Annotated in this window: 15 protein-coding genes and 1 pseudogene; 15 read left to right on the forward strand and 1 reads right to left on the reverse strand. The window is 40.8% G+C overall.

From position 1 onward, the window contains the following. Nucleotide 1: 1 nt before the first annotated feature. Nucleotides 2-2,806, forward strand: a complete 2,805-nt coding sequence (locus tag AB1F57_RS05480) for a phage tail tip lysozyme (RefSeq protein ID WP_170238749.1) — start codon at nt 2-4, stop codon at nt 2,804-2,806. A gap of 254 nt (nt 2,807-3,060) precedes the next feature. Here AB1F57_RS05480 and AB1F57_RS05485 read toward each other — a convergent pair whose 3' ends face one another. Further along, entirely contained in the window at nt 3,061-4,155 is a 1,095-nt protein-coding gene (locus AB1F57_RS05485) for an Abi family protein (protein WP_167785812.1), read from the reverse strand. A 209-nt stretch (nt 4,156-4,364) separates the two neighbouring features. Between AB1F57_RS05485 and AB1F57_RS05490 the strand changes: the two are divergent. The 14 genes and pseudogenes from AB1F57_RS05490 (at nt 4,365) to AB1F57_RS05555 (ending at nt 24,438) form a co-directional block, all read left to right on the forward strand. Continuing rightward, nucleotides 4,365-9,274, forward strand: a pseudogene (locus AB1F57_RS05490) (SspB-related isopeptide-forming adhesin). Continuing rightward, nucleotides 9,275-9,469 (forward strand): calcium-binding protein, encoded by a 195-nt coding sequence (locus AB1F57_RS05495; protein ID WP_167785810.1) that lies wholly within the window; start codon nt 9,275-9,277, stop codon nt 9,467-9,469. Next, nucleotides 9,453-10,004 carry a hypothetical protein gene (locus AB1F57_RS05500; protein ID WP_170238747.1) on the forward strand — a complete coding sequence of 184 codons (552 nt, stop codon included), beginning with the start codon at nt 9,453-9,455 and terminating at the stop codon, nt 10,002-10,004. Before AB1F57_RS05495 ends, AB1F57_RS05500 begins: the two co-directional genes overlap by 17 nt. A 202-nt stretch (nt 10,005-10,206) precedes the next feature. Beyond that, complete coding sequence (locus tag AB1F57_RS05505; protein WP_167785808.1) at nt 10,207-16,974, forward strand: SNF2-related protein; 6,768 nt, start codon at nt 10,207-10,209, stop codon at nt 16,972-16,974. A gap of 70 nt (nt 16,975-17,044) precedes the next feature. Beyond that, a complete protein-coding gene (locus AB1F57_RS05510; protein WP_167785807.1) occupies nt 17,045-17,344 on the forward strand; it encodes a DUF5962 family protein in 300 nt (99 codons plus the stop codon). An 11-nt stretch (nt 17,345-17,355) separates the two neighbouring features. Then, on the forward strand, nt 17,356-17,655 hold the full coding sequence (locus tag AB1F57_RS05515) for a DUF5966 family protein (protein ID WP_167785806.1): 300 nt from the start codon (nt 17,356-17,358) through the stop codon (nt 17,653-17,655). 101 nt (nt 17,656-17,756) lie between these two features. Beyond that, nucleotides 17,757-18,395 carry a peptidylprolyl isomerase gene (locus AB1F57_RS05520; RefSeq protein WP_167785805.1) on the forward strand — a complete coding sequence of 213 codons (639 nt, stop codon included), beginning with the start codon at nt 17,757-17,759 and terminating at the stop codon, nt 18,393-18,395. A 43-nt stretch (nt 18,396-18,438) separates the two neighbouring features. Next, entirely contained in the window at nt 18,439-19,527 is a 1,089-nt protein-coding gene (locus AB1F57_RS05525; protein ID WP_167785804.1) for a toprim domain-containing protein, read from the forward strand. 57 nt (nt 19,528-19,584) lie between these two features. Then, nucleotides 19,585-19,821 (forward strand): DUF5965 family protein, encoded by a 237-nt coding sequence (locus tag AB1F57_RS05530; protein WP_167785803.1) that lies wholly within the window; start codon nt 19,585-19,587, stop codon nt 19,819-19,821. Then, nucleotides 19,818-20,207, forward strand: coding sequence for a DUF5945 family protein (locus AB1F57_RS05535; protein ID WP_170238745.1), 390 nt, complete (start codon nt 19,818-19,820; stop codon nt 20,205-20,207). Before AB1F57_RS05530 ends, AB1F57_RS05535 begins: the two co-directional genes overlap by 4 nt. Nucleotides 20,208-20,251: 44 nt before the next feature. Beyond that, nucleotides 20,252-20,536 carry a hypothetical protein gene (locus tag AB1F57_RS05540; RefSeq protein ID WP_367986247.1) on the forward strand — a complete coding sequence of 95 codons (285 nt, stop codon included), beginning with the start codon at nt 20,252-20,254 and terminating at the stop codon, nt 20,534-20,536. Between the two features lie 369 nt (nt 20,537-20,905). Continuing rightward, nucleotides 20,906-21,382: a type II toxin-antitoxin system antitoxin PezA gene (gene pezA, locus AB1F57_RS05545; RefSeq protein ID WP_167785800.1), complete on the forward strand. Its 477-nt coding sequence runs from the start codon at nt 20,906-20,908 to the stop codon at nt 21,380-21,382. Beyond that, the gene (gene pezT / locus AB1F57_RS05550; RefSeq protein ID WP_170238744.1) at nt 21,382-22,152 is read left to right on the forward strand and encodes a type II toxin-antitoxin system toxin PezT; all 771 of its coding nucleotides are present in this window, start codon (nt 21,382-21,384) and stop codon (nt 22,150-22,152) included. Before pezA ends, pezT begins: the two co-directional genes overlap by 1 nt. A gap of 12 nt (nt 22,153-22,164) precedes the next feature. Continuing rightward, nucleotides 22,165-24,438: an AAA family ATPase gene (locus AB1F57_RS05555; RefSeq protein WP_167786426.1), complete on the forward strand. Its 2,274-nt coding sequence runs from the start codon at nt 22,165-22,167 to the stop codon at nt 24,436-24,438. Nucleotides 24,439-24,441 lie beyond the last annotated feature (3 nt).

Genomic DNA, 24,441 nt, shown 5'->3' on the forward strand with positions numbered 1-24,441 from the left:
GATGAAACACGATAAGAAAACCGTTAAGGCTGCTCGACAATCTTTTCAAAGCAATCTTAAAGATAGTCGTATGAACTATCGTAGGGAGAAAAAGGAACTGAAAAAGTTGTTCCCTAAGAAACGCTTTCTCATCAGACGGGCAGAAAAAGGAGAAATGAGAAGCCAGAAAGCGGCGCTCAAACAAGCCTTTCAAGAAGAAAAAACGGCAGCACAAGAAACCTTTCAGGAAGCCATCACCCATGTCTCTCCTAGAGCCTTAAAAGCCAAGGAAATCAAAAAATACCGTCTCCCACAGGCTAGACATCGCTTGAAGCTAGCGAGAAAACACTTGGCAGAAGTCAAGCTAGAAGAAAAAACAAAGAGTGTCAATCCCAAGTTTACCTATCATAGAGAATCTCCTCATGAAAAATCCTTCAGATTTCGATTGAAACAAGAAAAATCACTTGAGCGGCTTCAGGCTGAAAAAGAAAAGGATTTTGCAAGGCGTGAGGTCAAACAGCTTAAAAGGGTGCATAAGGAAAAGCAGGTCTCGACCAAGGTCAAACGAGGTCTGCACCTTGCGGTTCTTGAAGCAGTTGATGTGGTGGCACAAGAGGATGACTTGGACGGATTGCGAAGCCTAAAAGACACGAGTTTAAAAGCTAGGCGCTATGGTCGATTCGCCTATCAATCAGGAAAAGTCTTAGTCAAAGGAGGGCAGGCGGGCCTTCGTTTTACCAAGAAAAAAGTCGCAAATAGCGAAGAACGCTATCAGAATTTCAAAAAAGGGAGGGGTTGGACCAGAAATAAGCCCTTACAACCAAGGAGACGCTACCAAACTTTTCTAAAAGAAGCTAGGAAGCAAATGGCAGCAGGGTTGAAAGGAATGCTTCAAGCCCTCAAGGGAAGCGTGAGTTTCTTTTCAAGCCTAGTCCTCAATCCCATGACTTGGCTTGTTTCAGGACTGCTGTTAGTTTTTCTTTTGATGATGAGTTTTGTCATGAGTGTGTCAGGGACGAGTTTGATCCAGCAAGATGAGTTTGAACTCACCAAGAGTTACACCCACATGACATGGGAAGATGCGGAACATTCGAGAAAGAGCGACCAAGGGATTACCTATTACACCAAGATAGACGAAGTCATGGCTTTTATGAACCTCAAGTACCAAGACTACCGTTTAGAAGAGAAAATGGATAGTGGTCACATGACCTATCAAGACTATCTAAGTCAGCTCTGGGAAGACTTAAATGGAGGCTCTTCTATTAAAGCGATGGCTGACTTATACCAGACCCCTCCCTACAAACTCTCTGATGAGGATCAGGAAACCTTAAAGGAATTGACAGAAGAAGGAAAGTATCTGGCTTTAGAAGAGTTGGATAATCCCTTTCAAGGGCAGACGAATGAGGATACACTAACCATGACCGTTCGGTATGGGTATGAGTTAGTGGATGAAAAACCGACATTACATCATCATATTGTGTTAGAAGCAAAAGAAAGTCAGGTTATTGTGGCTCCTATGGATGGAAAAGTATCGCTTGATGGGGAAAATATTGTTCTGACAGCTGGAAAAGGGAAAAATAAGGCAAAGCTTACTCTCTACAAGATTGCGACTGGTCGAGTAGCTGAAGGCCAGCAGGTAGTGGCAGGAGGTGTGATTGGTCAAACCAAGGACGGGACAGGACTCAAAGTGACCTATCAAAAGGTTGATGAGGATACGGAGAAACTTGTCTATGTCAATCCGGCCTTTTACTTTCCCAAAGTGATTCAATTACAGACAACGATTTTGCCTGCCATTGGTCAGTTTGGGGGCGATGAATTTGCGAGATCCAAGGCTATCTATGAGTATTTAAAAAGCCAAGGAGCGACCAATCAGGCTATTGCGGCTATGTTAGGGAATTGGTCAGTGGAGTCCTCTATCAATCCCAAACGGGCAGAAGGCGACTATCTGAATCCTCCTGTTGGGGCAACAGATTCCTCTTGGGATGATGAGGGCTGGTTATCAATTAGTGGACCAGCTATCTACAATGGGCGTTACCCCAATATTCTAAGACGTGGCTTAGGCTTAGGACAATGGACAGATACGGCGGACGGCTCACGTCGCCATACGCTTTTGTTAGAATATGCCAAAAAGAAGAACCAGAAGTGGTACGACCTAAATCTACAGCTTGATTTTATGCTTCATGGCGATAGTCCTTATTATACCAATTGGCTAAAAGAGTTCTTTCACCGTACAGGCAGTCCTGCTAGTCTAGCTCAACTCTTTTTAATCTATTGGGAGGGCAATTCAGGGGATAAACTCTTGGAGCGTCAAACCCGAGCGACTGAGTGGTACTATCAAATCGAAAAAGGCTTTAGCCAGCCGAATGGCGGAACTGCTCAAAGTGATCCAAGGGCTTTGGAAGCTGTTCGTGGTGACCTATATGAGAACTCTATCCCAGGCGGTGGCGATGGTATGGGGTATGCCTACGGTCAATGTACCTGGGGAGTTGCGGCACGCATCAATCAACTTGGCTTGAAACTAAAGGGCAGAAATGGCGAGAAAATCCCTATTATCAGCACCATGGGTAACGGCCAAGATTGGGTGAGAACAGCTGCCAGCCTCGGTGGCGAAACAGGCTCAACACCAAAAGCTGGTGCCATCATCTCCTTTGCGGGTGGGAGTCACGGTTCTGCAGCAGCATACGGGCACGTGGCTTTTATCGAGAAAGTGTATCCAGATGGGTCATTCCTTATTTCAGAAACCAATGTCAATGGTAATCCCAATTATACTTTTCGTAGAATTAGTGGGCCGGATTCTGCTATGAGTTTTGCTTATACGGTGAAATAAAGATAGCTGAATAAATGCGTATTATTGAGTTAAAATAATTGTTATCTTGAACAAAGAAAAAGATGTAACAAAATCGTTAGTGTGAATCATCGTTTATATAACGTAACCAAAAGACCCCTTGGTATTTCTACCAAGGGGTCTTTTTCGAGGAAAATATAAGATTGATATTCTCCAGCGCTCTTAGGAGCAATTCTATTTTCTATAATAATTCTAGTATATTTAAATAGAGATGTCAAGAAAAAGCTTTAATTTATTTAAAAACGGTGTTGAGATTCTGTAAAAATAAATTTTTTCCATTCTTTTAAATTGGGGTTTCCCATTCTTGTTAATAAGCGGCTGTTCAAATCAAAATCTGATGATTTGAAATGTTTATTGTTTCTATAAATAATTGAATTTATATGTTTTTTTAATGGTCTTGTACTTTCAAAATAATTGACAATTTGTAGAGCATCAAAAAGTGATAAAACGGAGGATGGTGCTCCTGTTTCAGATGGTGTTAAGTTAAATGATGTTACTAAGTTTGCATTTAATTTAATATATTTTGGAGATTGATAGCGATACACTAATGATCCGTGAGCACAGAAATTTCGAAGTGATTTAATAATGTCAAACATATTTAAAAATTCATTTCGATAAAATAGCGGCATACCAAAATCCTTCATTACCTTTTCTAATATACTAGGTTCTAAGTAATGTAGTAAACGGATAACTTCACCTAATGTCATTGTTTCAATTGCCACCCAGAATGGGACAGCAACATGGCGGTGATAAGTATAATGTGGATTTTGACCTGTTCGAAAAGTTGTTGTCCCAGATTGGCTAGTATAGCGGGGGTCTGTATAAAATTGATAGTTAATATGGTCATTTTCATTGATTAATTTTGTCAGATAAAAAGGTTGAAATAAAATAAAATTATCGAAATCAGAGTAAATTTTTTTATTTTGGTAATTTACAAAAGGATAGTTGTTCGCATATTGACTATTTATTGGATTGACATATTTTGATTTTAATGTGTAGTTCATTGTATCACTTATTGTGAGACAATGAGTTTGAGTAAAGTGATAAGCTACTGAATTCTTTAATTTTGATTCAATATTGTCGAGAATTTCGAGAATCGTAGCGGCTAATTTTTTATTAAATTTATAAATTGTAATAAAGTCTTCCAATGTTACTTTATTGAACTGTTTTGGATTCTTGCTCGAAAGCAAAAGATTTTCTATGCCATTGAACAAATTAAAGTAATTATATTTTATAAGGGCGTTGTCAAGCTCTCTGTCTTTAAATTGCAAGTTTCTACTGTGTAATTTCAGTTTTAAAGATTCTCGACCTTCACTTTGTTTAATCGCCATGTGTTACTCCTATATCAATAATATCCTAACTTAAAGTATATCATATTTTTGTACTGTGTTGGTATTCATTAATAGTTAGAATAGATTTTAGAAAAATCCTTTGAAAGTAATGTGATACTAAAATCAAGTCTTCTTTTTTATGATGAGAAGAGAGTGACATGGAGTCTACCTTCATGTTGCTTCGAATCAAAAGAAAAGAAGGAATGTCTATGACGAAACAATGGAATCATCACTTTTTGGTCAATCAAGAAAAAGGTGAAAAGCATGTCTTGCGTAAAAGCAAGAAATACCGCACCCTGTGTTCAGTTGCGCTTGGTACGGTCATGACAGCTGTTGTCGCTTGGGGCGCTCCAGTCGCTCAGGCAGATGAAGTGGAAACAACTGCCCCTTCAGTGGATACTGTACGCCTGACAGAAAATCCAGCTACTAATCTTCCTGAAGCGCAACCAAGTAGCCTTGTGGAACAGACCGATAGCCTTGCCTCAACGGGTCAGTCAAGTGGGGCTATGACGGTCACAGTTCCGCATGATACCGTAACGCAAGCTGTGAATCAGGCAAAAGCCGAAGGTGTTACCACTATTCAGGATAAGCCTATGGATTTGGGAAATACCACAACGGCTAAGGAAACTGCCCATCAGTTGGAAGAGGCAGAAAGAGACGCGGCTAAGCAGGCGGAAAGTATCTCTAAAATCACAGCTAATTATCATGCTGATAAAGAAACCTATGAACGTGAAAAGACTCATGTTGAGACGCAAAACGAGTCCTTAAACGTTGCTTATAAAAAGGCCAGTCAAGCAGGCAATAGCCTAAACAGTTTTGTTTCTGAGAAGGTTTCAGAAGTAAAAGCGAAGGATGCGACGGCTGAAGTGACTGTGACGACAAGAGAAGTTTCATCAGGTGATGGCTCAAGTCCGTCAAGCTATAAGGACTATACTGCTACTGTTGAGATGGTTAATCAAGAAAATAAAGACAATCTTGCCAATTACTTGAAGGAGAAAGAAGTTGCGGACGAACTAGCCGCAAAGAATCTCCAGATTCAAAAAGAAAATGAAGCAGGTCTGGCCAAGGCAAAGGCGGAAAATGAAGCGATTGAGCAGCGTAATCAGGAGAAGAAACGAGCGGTTGATGAAGCAAATAAAGCTGGTCAAGCAGCGGTTGATGAGGCCAATCAACGAAATCAACAACGAGTGACAGACCGTGCCAATGAGATTGCATCAATTACCAAACGAAATCAAGAAAAAGAAGAAGCTGCTAAGAAGGAAAATGCGGCTATTGATGCCTATAATGCTAAAGAACAGGAGCGTTACAAACGTGAGTTGGCAGAGATTTCAAAAGGGGCAGAAGGGTATATTTCAGAAGCACTGACTCAAGCCCTCAACCTAAATAATGGGGAGCCCCAGGCTAAACACGGAGCAGGAACCCGTAATCCTGACCGGATTATCTCAACAGGGAATGCCATGCTTGGTGGCTATTCTAACATCCTTGATTCCACAGGCTTCTTTGTCTATGACAGCTTTCAGACAGGTGAGACACTATCATTTACCTATCAAAATTTAAAGAAGGCGAGCTTTGATGGCAAGAAAATTACTAAGGTCACTTATGATATTACCAATCTCACCTCACCAACTGGCACAGATGCGGTCAAGTTGGTCGTCCCTAATGACCCAACAGAGGGCTTTATTGCTTACCGTAATGACGGAACGGGTGATTGGCGGACAGACAAAATGGAGTTCCGTGTAAACGCCAAGTATTTCTTAGAAGACGGCACGCAAGTCACCTTTACAAAAGAAAAACCAGGTGTCTTTACTCACTCATCGCTGAATCACAACGATATTGGTCTGGAGTATGTCAAGGACTCATCTGGGAAGTTTGTCCCAATCAATGGTTCGACCATTCAAGTGACCAATGAAGGTTTGGCTCGCTCCTTAGGTGCTAATCGCTCTAGTGACTTAAACCTACCCGAAGAATGGGATACCTCTTCGAGTCGATATGCTTATAAGGGAGCGATTGTCTCCACCACTACATCGGGGAACACCTACACGGTGACTTTTGGGCAGGGAGATATGCCTACGCAGGTCGGAGGAAAGACCTATTGGTTTGCCTTAAATACCCTCCCTGTCACTCGAACAGTCACACCTTATCGTCCTAAGCCTCATGTCAAGGCTGACCTTGAGCCTGTTCCAGATCCGCTACCAGCTGACCCTCAGATATTCACACCTAAGCCTTTTACGCCAGAGCCTCCTGTGACCTTTACACCCAAACCCTTGGATAAAGTGATAGAGCCAAGCCTGACGCTTACGAAGGTACTAGAACCTACAAAGCCAACACCAGAACCTTTGCCAAAAACACCACAAGTACCAACGATTCACTACCATGAGTATCGTCTGACAACGACACCTGCCATTATGAAAGAAGTGGTGAATAGCGACAAGAAAACATTCATGAGAAGCAGGTCGCAAAGGATTCTACGGTTATTTATCCTTTAACAGTGGATGCCCTCTCGCCAAATCGAGAAAAGACCCTGAGTCTTACCTTTGAGGATTATTTGCCTGCTGGTTATCACCTTGATCTGACCAAAACACAGCTTGAGAATCCTGACCATGATGTGACCTTTGTCGAAGAAAAGAATTTTGTGACCTTAACCGCAAAAGAAAGCCTTCTCCAGCAGGTAAACAAGGAGCTGACTAAATCCTATTCACTCGTTACTCCAAAACTTTACGGGCAAGTGCAGCAGGATGGCGCCACCTACTCAAATAGCTACAAACTCCTCATCAATAAGGGAATGCCAAATTCCTATATCGTCACCTCCAATATCGTGACCGTTCGGACTCCAGGTGATGGAGAGACGACAAGCTACATTCAGCCACACAAGGAAAACCAGAATGCGGACGGTGTAGTGATAAATGATACGGTCGTTGCTCTTGGTACTACCAATCACTATACCTTAACCTGGGATTTAGACCAGTATAAAGGGGATACTTCCTCAAAAAAGATGATTGCACGTGGCTTCTTCTATGTCGATGATTATCCAGAGGAAGCGCTTGATTTAGTCGAAGATGGGGTCATGATAAAGACCCTTGATGGCAAAATTGTTTCGGGTATCACGACAAAAGCTTATACCAGTCTTCAAGAAGCGCCCAAAGAATTACAAGATAAACTCGCTCATGCCAAGATTTCGCCGAAAGGTGCCTTTCAGGTCTTTGAGCCAGAAGACAATCAAGCCTTTTATGACCAGTATGTCAAAACAGGAACAACGTTACAGATTGTGACCAAAATGATGGTGAAAGACAGTCTATATGGCAAGACTACAAGCTACCAAAACAAGGCCTACCAAGTAGAGTTTGGAAATGGCTACGAAACGGAAGAAGTGGTCAATACGCTGGTGTCTCCTGATCCTAAGAAACAAAACCTGAACAAGGATAAGGTGGACATCAATGGGAAGGCTATGTTGGTTGGTTCACAAAACTTCTATACCCTAACCTGGGATTTGGACCAGTATCAAGGCATTCAGGCAGCTAAGGATCAGATTGAACAAGGCTTTTACTTTGTGGATGACTACCCAGAAGAAGCTGTTCTTCCAGATAGTACAGGGATTCGTATCGTCAATCAGACGGGCGAGACAGTTTCAGGGATTAGTGTCAAAAACTTTGCGAGCTTGTCAGAAGCACCGAAAGCCCTACAGGACGCACTTAGAAAACGAGAAATCACTCCAAAAGGAGCCTTTCAAGTCTTTGAGCCAGAAGACCCCCAAGCCTTTTACGAGACCTATGTGAAAACAGGTCAGAGCTTGACTCTTATCAATCCCATGACGGTTCGTAAGGAACTGTATAACACAGGCAAGTCCTATGAAAATATCGGCTATCAGGTTGATTTTGGAATAGCGTATGCGACCAATACGGTGACCAACTACGTACCAACTATTACACCATATAAATCAAACACCAATCAAGCGGGAATTTCCATTGATGGCAAAACCGTGTTCCCAAATACGGTGAACTATTACAAGATTAGCTTAGACTATAGCCAGTATAAGGACATGGTGGTGACAGAAGATGCTCTCGCTAAAGGCTTTTACATGGTCGATGATTATCCAGAAGAGGCGCTTGAGTTGAATCCTGACGGAATTCAGGTTATGGATCAGGAGGGGAATTTGGTTAAAGGACTGTCTGTAACAGCGTATGCTAGTCTATCAGAAGCACCAAAAGTCGTTCAAGAGGCCATGGCCGCTCGTTCCTTTACCCCAAAAGGAGCTATTCAAGTGTTTGAGGCTGATGATCCGAAAGCCTTTTATGATACTTATGTTAAAACAGGTCAAACACTTGTTGTCACTGTTCCCATGACAGTCAAAAATGAGCTGACCAAAACGGGTGGTCAGTATGAAAATACGGCCTATCAGATTGATTTTGGTCTTGCTTATGTGACCGAGACGGTCGTAAACAACGTACCAAAACTAGACCCGCAAAAAGATGTGGTGATTGACCTATCTCATAAAGAGGATAGTCTTGATGGGAAAGCTATTTCTCTTCATCAGATTTTTAACTATCGTCTAGTAGGTTCACTCATTCCAAGCAATCGTGCAACTGCTCTCGTGGATTATCGCTTTGAAGATGACTACGATGAGACGCATGATGCCTATAACGGCGTTTATCAAGCCTACACTTTGGTGGATGTGACCTTAAAAGATGGAACGGTTTTATCAAAAGGGACGGAAGTGACCAAGTTTACCCTACAACAGGTGGATCCAACAAATGGAAAAGTGACCATTTCCTTTGACCAAGCCTTTTTGGAGAATGTGTCAGATAAGTCAGAATTTCAGGCAGACGTTTATCTACAGATGAAGCGGATTGCGTCAGGTCAGGTAGAAAATACCTATGATCATGTGGTGAATGGCTATGTCCTTCGTTCAAATACGGTTCAAACCAGCACGCCTGAGCCAGAAACACCGACTCCTGACTTGCCTGATACCTTGCAGCCCCTAACACCGATTCCAGAAGCAACTCTTCCTGCAGGTATCCTACCACGTACGGGAGAAAGTAGCTCCCTCTTTGGCTTGGTGGGAGGAGGAATCCTCCTTGGATTCGCTTTCGGCTTGTCTAAAAGAAAAATGGAGGAAAACTAGATGAAAGCCAAAACAATCTACGACACCGATTCTGACTATGATGGATTAACGGATGCCCAGGAGTTATCACTTGGGACTAATCCCTTTAGTCCAGATACCGATGGAGATGGAAAAACAGACCTTGAAGAAGTAGAGGAAGGAACCCTTCCTACTATGGACCAAGAAAAGGAGAAGAGCTATGACCTGGACCTTTGACACTATGAAAGCGACACTTTCAGACATGGCAAGGGACAACTATAAGGACTTTGTCAAGGCATTACTTGCCATGGAACTCAGTATTTCAAATGCCAGTCTTCTTCATCAGCTCTATCAGGACTTTATGGCGGTAGATGATGTGTCTTTGGTCCATGATGACTTACGGCTAAGGGCTGAACAGTATCAGGAGAGATTGAAATTAGACATCACAGATTTGTTAGAAAAACTCTATCGAACAGGGGAAGGTTATAGCTTTATCATGGATACCATTTCTTCCAATAGCATTTCTGAAACCATGGAACACTATAATGTTTTAGAAGCTGATGAGTATTCTTCCTTGGCTTTAGAAACCTTACAGGACATTATCCAAAAGGACCTCTCCCTCACGAGTCATGATTATTTTGGGGATGTGACCTTAATTGCCTTACAAAAAGATTTGCTTGATGGAAACAGCTTCTTTTTACACCAGTATGTAACGGGGTTCCTCGACACACCATTATCCACCAAAGACCAGAGGACCTTGGTCCTAGACTAAAACAAAGGGGGTGAAATCACAAAATCTCTGTTTTGTTTCTTTTATAGATTGAACAGTTTGACGCAGTAGTTGTCTGGCTTGTAAAATGTTGATAAATCAACATTCTACAAACCTAGTCAATCTTGCGGGGGTGAGACAACGAAGTCGATTTCTAGGAAATAACGACTTCTGTCTCACTCCCCTTTTTATAATGGAGAAGAGAATGAATCAAGAACAATTATTAGATATGTTGCGGGGGAGTATGCCTCGTGACAAGCGCATATTAGAATCTTTTTTACGCTATCAAGCTATCCACTTTGATGAGGAATGGCAGACGCTTTTAAGGGAGTTTAGGCTGGAAAAACGAGAACAACCAACACCAGTCCAGATGCTTCACGTTGAGACAAATGTTTCTGCTTTTGTGAAAGCAAGTCCCTTTGAAAGTGTCCATGATTTAGTGACGTACACGCAAAGCTTTGGCCAAGCTGGTTTAGAAAAGCTCCCTCAACTGTCGGCAATTGAGAAGACCTTGGTCATTGAAGTGGCCCTATATAATTTGGCGACACGATTTCAACTCTTGGATAAGGAGGGGGCTTATCAGTCCATTTCAATAGCTTCTCTTTTATTAAAAAGTGAGCAGGCAAATCTCGTCAATGTATGCCGAGTCGCCAATAACCTGTCAGACCGTATCAGCTGTGATATTGAGCAGTTTCTCCTAACTTATGAGCCAGAGCAAGAAGAAAAGTCGATGGAAGAAGAGGAGATAGAAGCTATTCAAGAGGTGAGCTTTCGAGAGGCTGGTTATTCTATCGTTGCGAGTTTAGAGGAGGACCTCTCGCAACTGGATATACGGACAGGACAGACCGAACATTTGCCTCCTTATGAACATCTGACGCTCACTCAAAAATTTAAGATTCTGAGTCATTTTGACCAGATACGAAACAATCTTCCTAAGCTACCTGACTTTAGACGTGGTGCGTTTGACAATGAGATGGAAATGGTTCCTGTCTATGAGGGAGATCATCTCCTTACCTACCTAGAGGCAAATGGCGATGTCTTTGAATTGAAGCGTCCGCTTACGAGTCTCGAAGAAGTCGTCTTAGGTGAAATTGGACGGGCTATCCGAGTAGAAAATCAGAATGCCTTGCTTCAAGCAGGAATTGTTTTAAAAGATGTTCAGCCTGAACAGGTAGACATTTTCCTCGATGCGGCTGGTCGCTTCCGTTTGAAAACGGAAGATTTAACCTTATTAGGAGAGTATCCAAAGGCAAGTGTCACCCAATTAGCCTTAGCTACGGAATTGCTTCAAATGGGCTTGTCTCATGAAAAGGTTCGCTTTTTCTTGACCAGTCAGCTGGAATTAGAGGAGTTGCGGGCGATTGCCTTTGCCTTCTTACATGAACAAGTGACCCTCGAAGACGCAGAAGCCTTTGAAGAGGCCAAGCTAGAACAGCCAGATTTGGTTTTTCGAGACTGGAAAGAAGAGCTTCATCAACCTGAACCTGAATTCATTACTTCTACAGCAGAACACGAGAATCCACTGGTTGAGAAAGTTCTTGACATCTATCCTATTGGTTCCATGGTAACCTACAAGGGGCAGGAGTTTAAGGTCCTAGCCATTGAAGATGCTCGTTTAAATGACTTGATACGGATTGAACTTCAAAATGACTTCAGTTATCTGATTGAAGAAAATCCAGTCCTTTATTTACGGAATTTGGAAGAGATTACCCATGCCCTTCACGTGCCAACTCAGGAAGTTGAAGTGGTAGAAGAACCACAAGAATTAGATCTCTTTTCGTTCTTAGATGAGAAAGAGGAGGAAGCTCCTATCCCTCTTGGGAACTTAGATATTCACGAAAAAGAGCTAGGAGATGTGACATCACCTAACACCGCCGTTGAAAGAACTTCTGACCCCTTGATAGACTTCCAGTTTCCAGAAGATTTGACAGATTTTTATCCAAAGACAACAAGGGATAAGGTAGAAACCAATATTGCGGCTATTAAACTTGTGAAAACACTTGAAAGAGAAAAGCGTCAAGCGACATCAAGTGAACAAGAACTTCTTGCCAAATACGTCGGCTGGGGAGGATTAGCCAATAGCTTCTTTGATGAGTACAACCCTCAGTTTTCTAAGGAGAGAGAGGTATTGAAAGCCTTAGTGTCGGATAAGGAATACTCCGACATGAAACAATCCTCTCTTACAGCCTATTATACCGACCCAGCTATTATCCGTCAGATGTGGCAAAAACTGGAAGCAGATGGCTTTAGAGGTGGGAAAATCCTAGACCCTTCTATGGGAACAGGAAACTTCTTTGCGGCTATGCCCAACCACTTACGAGAAAAAAGTGAATTGTACGGAGTTGAGCTAGATACTATAACAGGAGCCATTGCGAGCTACCTCCACCCTACTGCTCACATTGAGGTAAAGGGCTTTGAAACAGTTCCTTTTAATCATGATAGCTTTGATTTAGTGATGTCAAACGTACCCTTTGCGAATATCCGTATCGCAGATAGCCAGTATGATAAACCCTATATGATCCATGATTATTTTGTCAAAAAGTCGCTGGATCTAGTCCATGATGGTGGGCAAGTGGTGATGATTTCTTCGACTGGAACCATGGACAAACGAACGGAAAATATCCTACAGGATATTCGGGAGACAACAGATTTTCTTGGAGGAGTGCGCTTGCCTGATACAGCCTTTAAGGCTATTGCGGGTACCAATGTGACCACGGATGTCTTGTTCTTCCAAAAGCACTTGAACAAGGGCTATCAGGCAGATGAACTGGCCTTTTCAGGTTCCATCCGCTATGACAAAGATGAGCGCATTTGGCTCAATCCCTATTTTGACGGAGAGTACAATCCTCAGGTTTTAGGGACCTATCAGGTTAGGAATTTTAATGGCGGGACACTATCTGTAAAAGCCAGTCACGCCAACTTGATTGACGCCTTATCAGAAGCCTTAGGCAATGTCAAAGCACCAAGAATGATAGATGCTTCTGAAATACTCATTAACTCAGAGGTTTTAGTAAAACAGGTGGTGGACCAGACCATTCCCCAGAACATTCGAGAGAGTCTTAATCAGTATAGTTTTGGCTATAAGGGTTCCACCATTTACTACCGTGACAATCAAGGGATTCGGATTGGGACCAAGACGGAAGAAATCAGCTACTATGTCGATGAAGAAGGAGTTTTTAAAGCATGGGACACTAAACATTCTCAGAAACAGATTGACCGTTTTAATGCCTTAGAAGTGACCGATAGCACCGCTCTTGATGTCTATGTGACAGAGGATGCGGCAAATCGTGGGCAGTTTAAAGGCTATTTCAAAAAGACAGTCTTTTATGAAGCCCCCTTGTCTGAAAAAGAAATCGCCCGAATTAAGGGTATGGTAGATATCCGAAATGCCTATCAAGAGGTGATTGCCATTCAACGCTATTATGACTATGACAAGGAAGAGTTTGCACGCTTACTCGGAAAACTCAATCGCACCTACGATAGCTTTGTGAAGCAATTTGGTTATTTGAATAGTGCTGTGAACCGCAATCTTTTTGATAGTGATGACAAGTATTCGCTTCTTGCAAGTCTCGAGGATGAAGGTCTTGACCCGAGTGGAAAGACAGTCATCTATACCAAGTCCCTCGCCTTTGAAAAAGCTCTCGTGCGCCCAGAAAAAGAAGTGAGAGAAGTGTCTTCTGCCCTAGACGCTCTCAACTCTAGCCTTTGTGATGGTCGTGGGGTGGACTTTGACTATATGATGTCCATTTATCCTGTAGAGTCTAAAGAAAGCCTGATTGAAGAATTAGGAGACCAGATTATTCCTGACCCAGAATCTTATCTCAAAGGAGAGGTAAGATATGTCTCACGGCAGGACTTCTTATCAGGTGATGTGGTGACAAAACTAGAAGTAGTGGACCTACTCATTAAGCAGGACAATCATGATTTCAACTGGAGCTATTATGAGGGATTGCTTGAAGAGGTGCGTCCACAGCGAGTCACCCTCGCTGATATTGATTATCGTATTGGCTCTCGCTGGATTCCCCTAGCTGTCTATGGGAAATTTGCCTATGAAACCTTTATGGGACAGAGTGTAGACTTGACGGATTCGGTGCTGGATACGGTCTTATCGACTAGTCCGATTGATGGGACCATTTCGTATCATAGTCAATTTGCCTATACCTATTCGACAGCTACGGATCGAAGCCTTGGAGTTCCTGCTTCACGCTATGATACAGGGCGGAAAATCTTTGAAAATCTCCTCAACTCTAATCAACCGACCATTACCAAACAAATCGTCGAAGGCGATAAGAAAAAGAATGTGATCGATGTCGAGAAAACAACGGTTCTTCGTGCCAAAGAAACCAATCTCCAAGAGCTCTTTCAAGACTTTGTCTCCCGCTATCCAGATGTCGGGGAGTTGATTGAGACGACCTATAACAGTCTCTATAATCGGACAGTGTCAAAGGTTTATGATGGTAGTCGTTTAGAGATTGACGGACTGGCCCAACATATCTCCTTACGTCCCCACCAACAAAATGCCATTCAGCGCATTGTGGAGGAAAAGCGTGCCCTTCTTGCACATGAGGTGGGGTCAGGAAAGACCTTAACTATGCTTGGGGCAGGCTTTAAATTGAAAGAGCTTGGAATGGTGCACAAGCCCCTTTATGTCGTGCCGTCGAGCTTGACAGCTCAATTTGGTCAAGAAATCATGAAGTTCTTTCCGACTAAAAAGGTCTATGTGACAACTAAGAAAGACTTCGCAAAAGCCAAGCGCAAGCAGTTTGTCTCACGGATTATTACAGGAGATTACGATGCCATTGTGATTGGAGATTCTCAGTTTGAGAAGATTCCCATGAGTCAAGAAAAGCAGGTGGCTTATATTGAAGACAAATTAGAGCAACTCAGAGAAATCAAGCTAGGGAGCGATAGCGAATACACAGTCAAAGAAGCAGAACGTTCGATCAAGGGCTTGGAAGCTCGATTAGAAGAACTCCAACAACTAGATAGAGATACCTTTATTGAGTTTGAGAATCTAGGGATTGATTTCCTCTTTGTGGATGAAGCTCATCATTTCAAAAATATCCGACCGATTACAGGTTTAGGCAATGTCGCAGGCATTACCAATACCACCTCTAAAAAGAATGTAGATATGGAAATGAAAGTGAGACAGGTTCAGGCAGAACATGACAATCGTAATGTCGTTTTTGCGACAGGAACTCCTGTTTCCAACTCCATTAGTGAGCTCTATACTATGATGAATTACATCCAGCCAGATGTCTTGGGGCGGTATCAGGTAGCGAACTTTGATTCATGGGTTGGAGCCTTTGGCAATATCGAAAATTCTATGGAGTTAGCCCCTACTGGTGATAAGTATCAGCCTAAGAAACGCTTCAAGAAGTTTGTCAATCTTCCTGAACTCATGCGAATTTACAAGGAAACAGCCGATATTCAGACCTCTGATATGCTTGATTTACCAGTCCCAGAAGCCAAGGTCATTGCGGTAGAAAGTGAGTTGACAGCAGCTCAAAAGGACTATTTGAAGGAGTTGGTTGCACGGTCAGACGCCATTAAGTCAGGAAGTGTCGATCCAAGTCAGGATAACATGTTAAAGGTGACCGGTGAAGCAAGAAAGCTGGCCATTGATATGCGCTTGCTGGATTCATCCTATACCTTATTAGACAATCAGAAAATCATGCAGGTGGTTGACAATGTCGAGCGCATTTATCGAGAAGGAGAAGAGAACAAAGCCACGCAAATGATTTTCTCGGATATTGGGACACCTAAGAGTAAGGAGGGAGGGTTTGACGTTTATAACGAAATCAAAGACCTTTTAGTGGATCGAGGGATTCCTAGGGAGCAGATTGCCTTTGTCCATGACGCCAATACCGATGAAAAGAAGAACTCCTTGTCTCGCAAGGTCAATAGTGGTGAGGTGCGGATTCTCATGGCTTCTACGGAAAAAGGAGGGACAGGCTTAAACGTCCAATCTCGCATGAAAGCTGTTCACCATTTGGATGTGCCATGGAGACCAAGTGATTTGGTCCAACGCAACGGAAGATTGATCCGTCAAGGAAATCAGTATACCGAAGTAGACATTTATCACTATATTACCAAGGGTTCATTTGACAACTACTTGTGGGCAACACAAGAGAATAAATTGCGCTATATTAAACAAATCATGACTTCCAAAGACCCTGTCAGGTCAGCTGAGGATATTGATGAACAAACCATGACCGCTTCAGATTTTAAGGCTTTGGCGACGGGGAACCCCTATCTCAAACTCAAGATGGAGTTGGAAAATGAGTTGACGGTTCTGGAGAATCAAAAACGAGCCTTCAATCGCTCGAAAGATGAATACCGCCATACCATATCCTACTGTGAGAAACATCTACCCGTTTTAGAAAAACGTCTTAGTCAGTACGACCGTGATATTGCCCAATCTCTGGCGACTAAGCACCTTGACTTTATCATGCGATTTGATAATCAGGTCATGGATAATCGGGCAGAAGCGGGGGACTATTTGCGTAAGCTCATCACCTATAACCGTTCTGAGACCAATGAAGTGAGAACTCTTGCCATCTTTAGGGGCTTTGAGCTGAAAATGGCGACAAGAGGACTCAGTGAGCCCTTACCAGAGACGGTATCGCTTACCATTTCAGGGGATAATCAGTATTCCGTATCCCTTGATTTGAAATCAGATGTGGGAACCATTCAGCGGATTACCAACGCCATTGACCATATCCTAGATGATCAGGAAAAGACGGAAGATATGGTCCATAATCTCAAGGATAAACTAGCTGTTGCACGAACGGAAGTCGAGAAGGTCTTTCCTAAAGAAGAGGACTATCAGCTGGTAAAGGCCAAGTATGATGTCCTTGCCCCCTTAGTGGAACAAGAAGCGGATATGGAAGAGATTGACGCAGCACTTGCTCAATTTAATGAGACCATTTCTCAGATTGAACTGGAAGAACAAATAGCCCTTGAATTTTAAGAAAAATGGCTGACAAAAAATTTTGAACGCGGTAAAATGAAATCAAGAAATCACAAAAGGAGAAGAGAAAATGAATCAAACAGTAGAAGATATGCGTTACCAATTAGAGGAGTGGTTGGCTCAAGGCTTTACCAGTCCAGAAGATAGGGCAAATTATCAAGCTCTAAAGGAGGAATACGAAGATAAAACCCTTGATTATAGCTTTTCGAAGCAAGAAATCGTTGGTCAACTAGAAGTCATCATTACGACTCGTGAGAATGACTTTCCAGACTTAGATGAAGTGACACGTGACGGGTATCTTGAGTTGGTGTCACAATTAGAGGAGCTAGACGAGGATCTAGCTAATCATTATCGCAAGCAGTTAGGCTAAGAGGAGGGTTTATGCAAGGTTTACTAGAACAAGTCTTACAAGCAGTGTTTCTTATCGCCGTAGTCGGTTTTATCTTTGTCATTCTCTATCAGATTCTAAAGGCAGTCAGTGGCTTCTTTCTTATCGGAGCTATTGCCGGACTTGCTTTTATAGAAGTCTATGGGATTTACCTCTTTTTCACCGAGCGATGCCTTTTCACCGAAGATTTAGCGACCAATGGTGTTTGGGGTTTTACGAGCTTTTATCTTGTCTTTAATCTCCTCATGGTACTTGGGATTGTGACAAAAGTGATTCGAAACAAAGTAGCATAGATGACGGGACTATCTTATTGGTAGTCCTTTTTTCTGTGATAAAATCTCCAAATCAATCTTGTTAAGATGAGGTTATCTTAATGTCAAAGGAGATAACCAGTATGTTAAATAAATTAAAGGTCAGGCTTTTGCTTGGTATCGGAGGAATAGCTGTCACCAGTTTTCTGGTGATGATAGGGTATAGCCTTGGTTCACACTCTGTCACCAAGCAGACGGAACATCAAATCAAAGCAGAAGCTCAAAAACTGCTTGTCAAGGAAAAAGAAAAGGAACAGGAATCTGTCTTATCAGATAATCTGGTCAAGGAGTTTTTAAACCAGTATTTTACCAAGGAAAAGCTCGGAGAAAACAATCACCGAATCAAACCTTATATGACCGACTCTGCCTATTCTGAGGAAGTCTCTCAACAAGATGAGGCAATCAATCAAGTGTATAAGGATTATATGCTGGATTACCGATTTGATGAAGCAGATATCTTTATCAATAAAGAGACTAATGAAGCGCTTGTGGAGGTGACTTATCACGTCACTTACGTGTCTGATATGAGCGACCACCAACAAAAAATGACGCAGACAGAGACGAAGACGATGAAAGTGTCCTATGCCAAAATCAGGGATCAGTTATTGGTCAATCAAGTTACTAGCTGGAATGGGAAGCTCGATGACTTGAAATCAAACACAGAAGCAAGTAGCTCTGCCATTCCTGATATCAAAAGCACAACTACAAGTGATAGCAACTAGCAGGAGGAGTATTCTTCTGCTTTTTTTGATAAGGAGATCATAGATGACAGTAGTAGAAAATCTCAAACAAACCTCGATTTTAGATGTGGCCGCTAACTTAGGTTATCGGTTTACTAGAGTATCAGGCCAGGTGTACGAGCACCCAGACCATGATTCCTTTCGGATTTTTGCGGATACCAATACCTTTAAGTGGTTTTCAAGGGACATTCAAGGCGATGTGATTGATTTTGTTCAATTAATGTCAGGTGTTTCGTTTAAGGAAGCTCTAGCTTTTCTTAAAACTAGCCAATTTGAACAAGTTCAGATAGTAGAAAGTGTTCCTCAGCCATTTCGTTATTATTTACCTGAAGAAAGCTTTAAACAAGCAAGAACCTACTTGAAGCAAATTCGTGGACTGACTGATGAGACGATTAATGCCTTTGGACGCCAAGGGCTTTTAGCTCAAGCAAGCTATCAGACAAGAGAGTACCGAGAATCCGTTTTAGTTTGTAAGAGTTATGACCATAATGGCGCTTTGAAAGGAGCTAGTCTTCAGGGAATTGTGAAGAATGATGAGCGACATGAGCGAGGTTATCTCAAGAAAATCATGAAACATTCGCATGGCTATGTGGGAATCAGTTTTGATATAGGCAAGCCCAATCGTCTTATCTTTTGCGAGTCGATGATTGATATGATGAGTTATGTTCAATGTCGTAAGGACAAATTATCAAATGTTCGATTGGTCTCTATGGAGGGATTAAAACAGTCGGTGATTGCCTATCAGATCCTACGTTTAGCCGCAGAAGAACAAGGCAAGCTCTCTTTTTTAGATACTATCAATCCTAGTCGATTATCCCACTATCTACAAGCCATAAAAGACACGACAACCTATTTTCAGACACATACAGGCCTGATAACGTTAGCCGTGGATAATGACCAAGCTGGACGAGAATTTTGTCAAAAACTATTGGATAAGGGGCTTCCCATTCAAGCAGACCTGCCACCATTACTAGAAAATAAAGACAAGACAGATTGGAATGACATCGTCAAATGGAATCAGGAGCCTTCTTTGTCAGAGGTCATACAGTCAGCTCAAACACAGATTTTAAGGACCAATCCTCCACCTAAACAATCACGAACGTTAGAATTGTGATAAAAAAATCAAGAGTCATGGCATAAGCTAGAAAGTGTGAACAAGGAGGACAGCACTATGAGTGTTATTGAACGCCTGGCTGAGAAAGTGGCTAGGCAGGAGGAGAAGGTTTCTAGGGAAACTGAAAAATTAGAAACCTATCGTGAGCAATTACAGGCTGCTATGTATAGTACCTTTGTCAAACGGCAACAAGCCAGTCACTTAACCTTTGACGAAGCTTTGAATCAAGCCTTTGGAAAAGAAGTGAGCCTTTCACCACAGCCAACTAATCATAGAAATGAGGAAAGCAAATGACAAAAACTTGGAACTTTGACCAACCACTAGATGAGAAGACACCAACATCATCTACAGAAGAACGTGCGAAAATCGCCGCACTATTTCATCAAACTGAGGCAACACCTACTGAAGAAGTTGACTATGTTTCGGCTTTTAAAATGGAGCAACAACGGGCGAAAGAAAAGGCGGATCCTAAAGAAAAAGAAACACCAATCCCTGTTAAAGCTCCAGCTCCAAACATTACCAACGACTATAAACAACATCTAGCCCAGATCATCGCTCAAAATAATGATGATATTGCACAGAGCCAGAAAAAAATTGAAGAATTGCATCAATTGATTGATGAGAAGAACAAGCACACTAAGAAGCTACAAGCTATTTCAGCAGCGATTGATGATTTATAGTGCCGAGCAGTCCTGAGACGGACTGCTTTTTGAAAGGAGAGAACATGCGATTATTTCAGAAAAAGTCACCCAACCCAGATTGTTTCAAGCGCTTGATTCATCGTCTATCTGCTATGTCTGAGAGTGAACTCATCAAGGTCGATCAGTTGTTGAGCTTGGTCTTTGAATCAAGAACAGAAGAAGTTTCCTTGTCAACGGAAACAAAAGAAAAGGCCATTCCCCAGGAACCAACACTTGACGATACGATTACAGAAGCCAAGAACAAACTACATACCGATCAACTGGAGAAACGGATTGAGCAGTTTAAGCAGATGAAGAAGCCGAAATAATATTCTACCGAAGGAGTAGATTTAAGCACTGTCAGTTTAGGGATAATTTGTGTCAATTGAGGGAAATGTACCTGAAGTTTCCGTAGGTATGGTAAAGTAGTCTATAGAAAAGGAGAGAGAAATGATGAAGAAAATTTATAAAAGACTGTTTGGCGTTGGATCCGCATGGGCTAATATGTGGATTGTCATCAATGATTGGCTATTTGATTTGATGTACAGAAGAAAATAAATCGTAAAGAAACTAGGTTCACGTTTGAAGTGGATCTAGTTTTTCTATATCAAACTATTTTAAAACACAACACTTAAATGCCCCATTTTTGGTGCATGAAATGGTGTTTTGTGCTATACTTTTACTATGGAGGACCTACTATGATTGGAAATAATATTAGCTCACTACGAAAAACGCATGACCTAACGCAGACCGAGTTTGCGAACATTGTTGGTATTTCACGCAATAGCCTCAGTCGATATGAAAATGGTACAAGCCCGATTACAACTGAATTGATTGATACTATTTGTCAAAAGTTCAATGTGTCCTATGTCGACTTGGTTGGAGAAGATAAAATGCTTACCCCTGTGGAAGATTATCAGTTAACCTTAAAAATCGAGGTGTTGAAGGAGCGGGGAACTGCCATTCTATCCCGATTGTATCGTTATCAAGACATACAAGGTATTGCCTTTGATGATGAGTTTAATCCGTGGGTTTTGATGAGTGATGACCTGTCTGACTTATTGAATACCAAGATCTACCTTGTAGATACCTTTGGCGAATTAGAACGCTATAATGGCTATTTGGATGGGATTGAGCGGATGTTGGATCTTGCCAGTCATCAGGTGGTGGCTTAATGAGCTTAGAAGAATTTAGTCAAGATGAGTTTGAACTAGCCTTGAAACGAACGATTCGGTCTTTAACACGTGGTAAAACAGCTTCATCTGAGCCAAAAGCTATCTTATTGGGTGGCCAGAGCGGAGCAGGTAAGACAACGATTCACCGTATTAAACAAAAGGAATTTCAAGGGAATATCATTATTATTGATGGGGATAGTTACCGCTCTCAGCATCCGAATTACCCTGCTTTGCAGGAAACATACGGCAAGGACAGCGTTGAATACACCAAGCAATTCGCAGGAAAAATGGTGGAACATTTAGTAAAAGAACTAAGCCAATTGGGCTATCATTTGTTAATTGAAGGAACGCTAAGAACCACGGAAGTCCCTCGAAAGACAACTCAATTATTGCAATCAAAAGTTTATCAAGTATCACTAGCCTTAATTGCGACAAAGCCAGAGCTATCCTATCTCAGTACCTTGATCCGCTATGAGGAACTCTATGCCATTGACCCAAGTCAAGCCAGAGCAACTCCTAAAAAACACCATGATTACATTGTGAACCATTTGGTTGAGAATGTGTTCGAGTTAGAGAACGAACAACTCTTCAAGCAGATTCAAATATATCAGAGGGATAGGAGTTGTGTCTTTGATTCTGAAACAGATGAAGGATCAGCGGCGGATATTCTCCAAGACTGCCTCTTCGGCAAATGGAGTAAGGTGGAAGAGGAGATGATGAAGGTGGGGCAGGAACGGTTGAAGGAACTGAGTATGGAAACTAAAAAGTAGAAGGGAATTTTTATGTATTTAAAAAGTCTATCAATAAAAAATTATAGAAAATATGGCGAAGAAGTTCAAACTATTAACTTTGCTCATAGTAAATGGCCAGAAATACCTGCTGAAGATGAATCGGAAAAGATAAATATAACAGAAAAGTATATATCAAAAAGTTCATCATTAATTGTAGGAAAAAATAATTCAGGTAAAAGTACAATTGTTAAATTATTAAATACACTGCAAAATACCAAGTCAGGTAGTAGAAATATTTTCAAGTATACAGATTTTAATTTAAAAATGTTATCAGATTGGCATCAAGAAAATATTGATAGTAAATCCGAAGAAGAGATAAAAAGTATTGATAAGTTTCCTAGTCTCGAGTTTCTGCTAGTATTAGGAATTGATGATGAAAATGATATAATTTCAAGTTTCGAAGATATACTAATTTTAGACGGTATAGAAACAGTTGGAACTCATGAAGATAAAGAGGTTGCAGAAATAACTATCGATATTAAGTATGAAGTTGCTGATGTTCAATCTTTCTCAGAAGAGCTTATTAAACTAAAGACTAGTTATTTAGAAGAAGGAGAGCAGCAGGATGAACAATTACAAAAATATATAAAAGAAATTCAACATCGAAAATTTTTAAGTTTATTTAGTGGTAATTACTTTGTATTAAATTTTTATCCTCTAGGAAGAGATGAACCCGCTAAAGATTTTTCGCTATCCTCACTGTTAAAGGTAGAGACAATCGAAGCAAATACGGTTAAAAATGACAAGACACTTTCACAAGCTTATAATAAAATAGTTTCAGCTTATGCAAAGAATAATGATATTGTAGAAATTGATAGTTTGGTTGATAAGATTAATTATCAAGTAAAGGATATGGTTGATAAGAAAATAAAGGATATTCTTGAAGATGCAGTATCTAGCATTGAATCAACCAAGAATCTAAAGATGAATTTACATCCAGATGTAACTTTAGAGAAGATTTTTGCCAATAGTATTATTTATGAGTACCAAGAGGGAAATAATAATATACCTGAGAGCCAATTTGGTATGGGATATACAAATTTGATGGTTATTATCGCAAAGATTGTTGACTATATTGAGTTATACAGTGAGAAAGATATTAACGGTTCAGTAAACATTCTTTGTATTGAAGAACCAGAGTCATTTATGCACCCTCAGATGCAAGAATTATTTATCAAGAATATTTCAAAAGCAATTGCTACCTTATTAGGTAAAAAACAGCAACTAGATACATTTCAAATTATTATCACAACTCATTCAACACATATTTTAAACAGTAAGATTCAATCGGGAAACACTCTAAATAATATTAGTTACTTAGGTCAATTAGGTGAGAATAATATAATAAAAAACATAAGCGATGATGCAATAGTATCTGGACGGAATATTAATAAAGAAACCTATGAATATATCAAAAAATATTTAAGATTAGAGGTCTCGGATATTTTCTTTGCTGATGCAGTTATTTTGGTTGAGGGGGTTTCTGAAGAAACTTATCTGAGATTCTTGATTGATAACCATGAAACTTTAAGAAACCATCATATCAAAGTCTATCGCATTGATGGTGCACATGCACATCAGTTTATTAGTCTATTAGATTTGTTAGGAATCAAAACTGTTATTTTTACAGATTTAGATTTAAAAAGGTCTGAAGCTCAAAAGGAAGTCAATATAAAAAATAATGATAAAGTCGAGACTATTCCGCCAAATATTTCTGATTTGCAAGAACAATCTGAACACTTGAAAGAAAAATATAAATATAGTAGAGAGAAATATTTAACCACAAATGCTACATTAAGATATTTTATAAGACAAGAGCTAAATAATAGTGATGCTAAGGAAGATGAGGTGAATAATAAGATAATTGAAATGATCGCTGAACGAGAAGAATTAATTGTTGACTATGATGGTGGAAAAAAGATTACGATGTATTCTCAAGGTAAAATAAATGGCTTTTATGCCACTAGTTTTGAGGAATCAATTGTTTTAACCAATGCTATAGATGATGAGGAAAAAAGATACAAGCCATCCTTGATTAAAATTCTACAATATGTCCATCCGAAGATGAGGTATTTTGAAGATATTGACGAAAGTTCTGAGATTGCAGAAAAGTCCTATATGTATCAGATTGAATTGTCTGATGGGAAATCAAAGTTTTCTACAGGCTTAGTATATTTATCTGTAACTGATGATGAATTTAGTCTCAAACTGCCTCAATACATCAAATCAGGATTAGAGTCACTTTGTAATTATTTCGAGGAGTGAGTG

Origin of the sequence: Streptococcus nasisuis (genome assembly GCF_040836615.1) — a bacterium.
GTDB lineage: Bacteria > Bacillota > Bacilli > Lactobacillales > Streptococcaceae > Streptococcus > Streptococcus suis_V.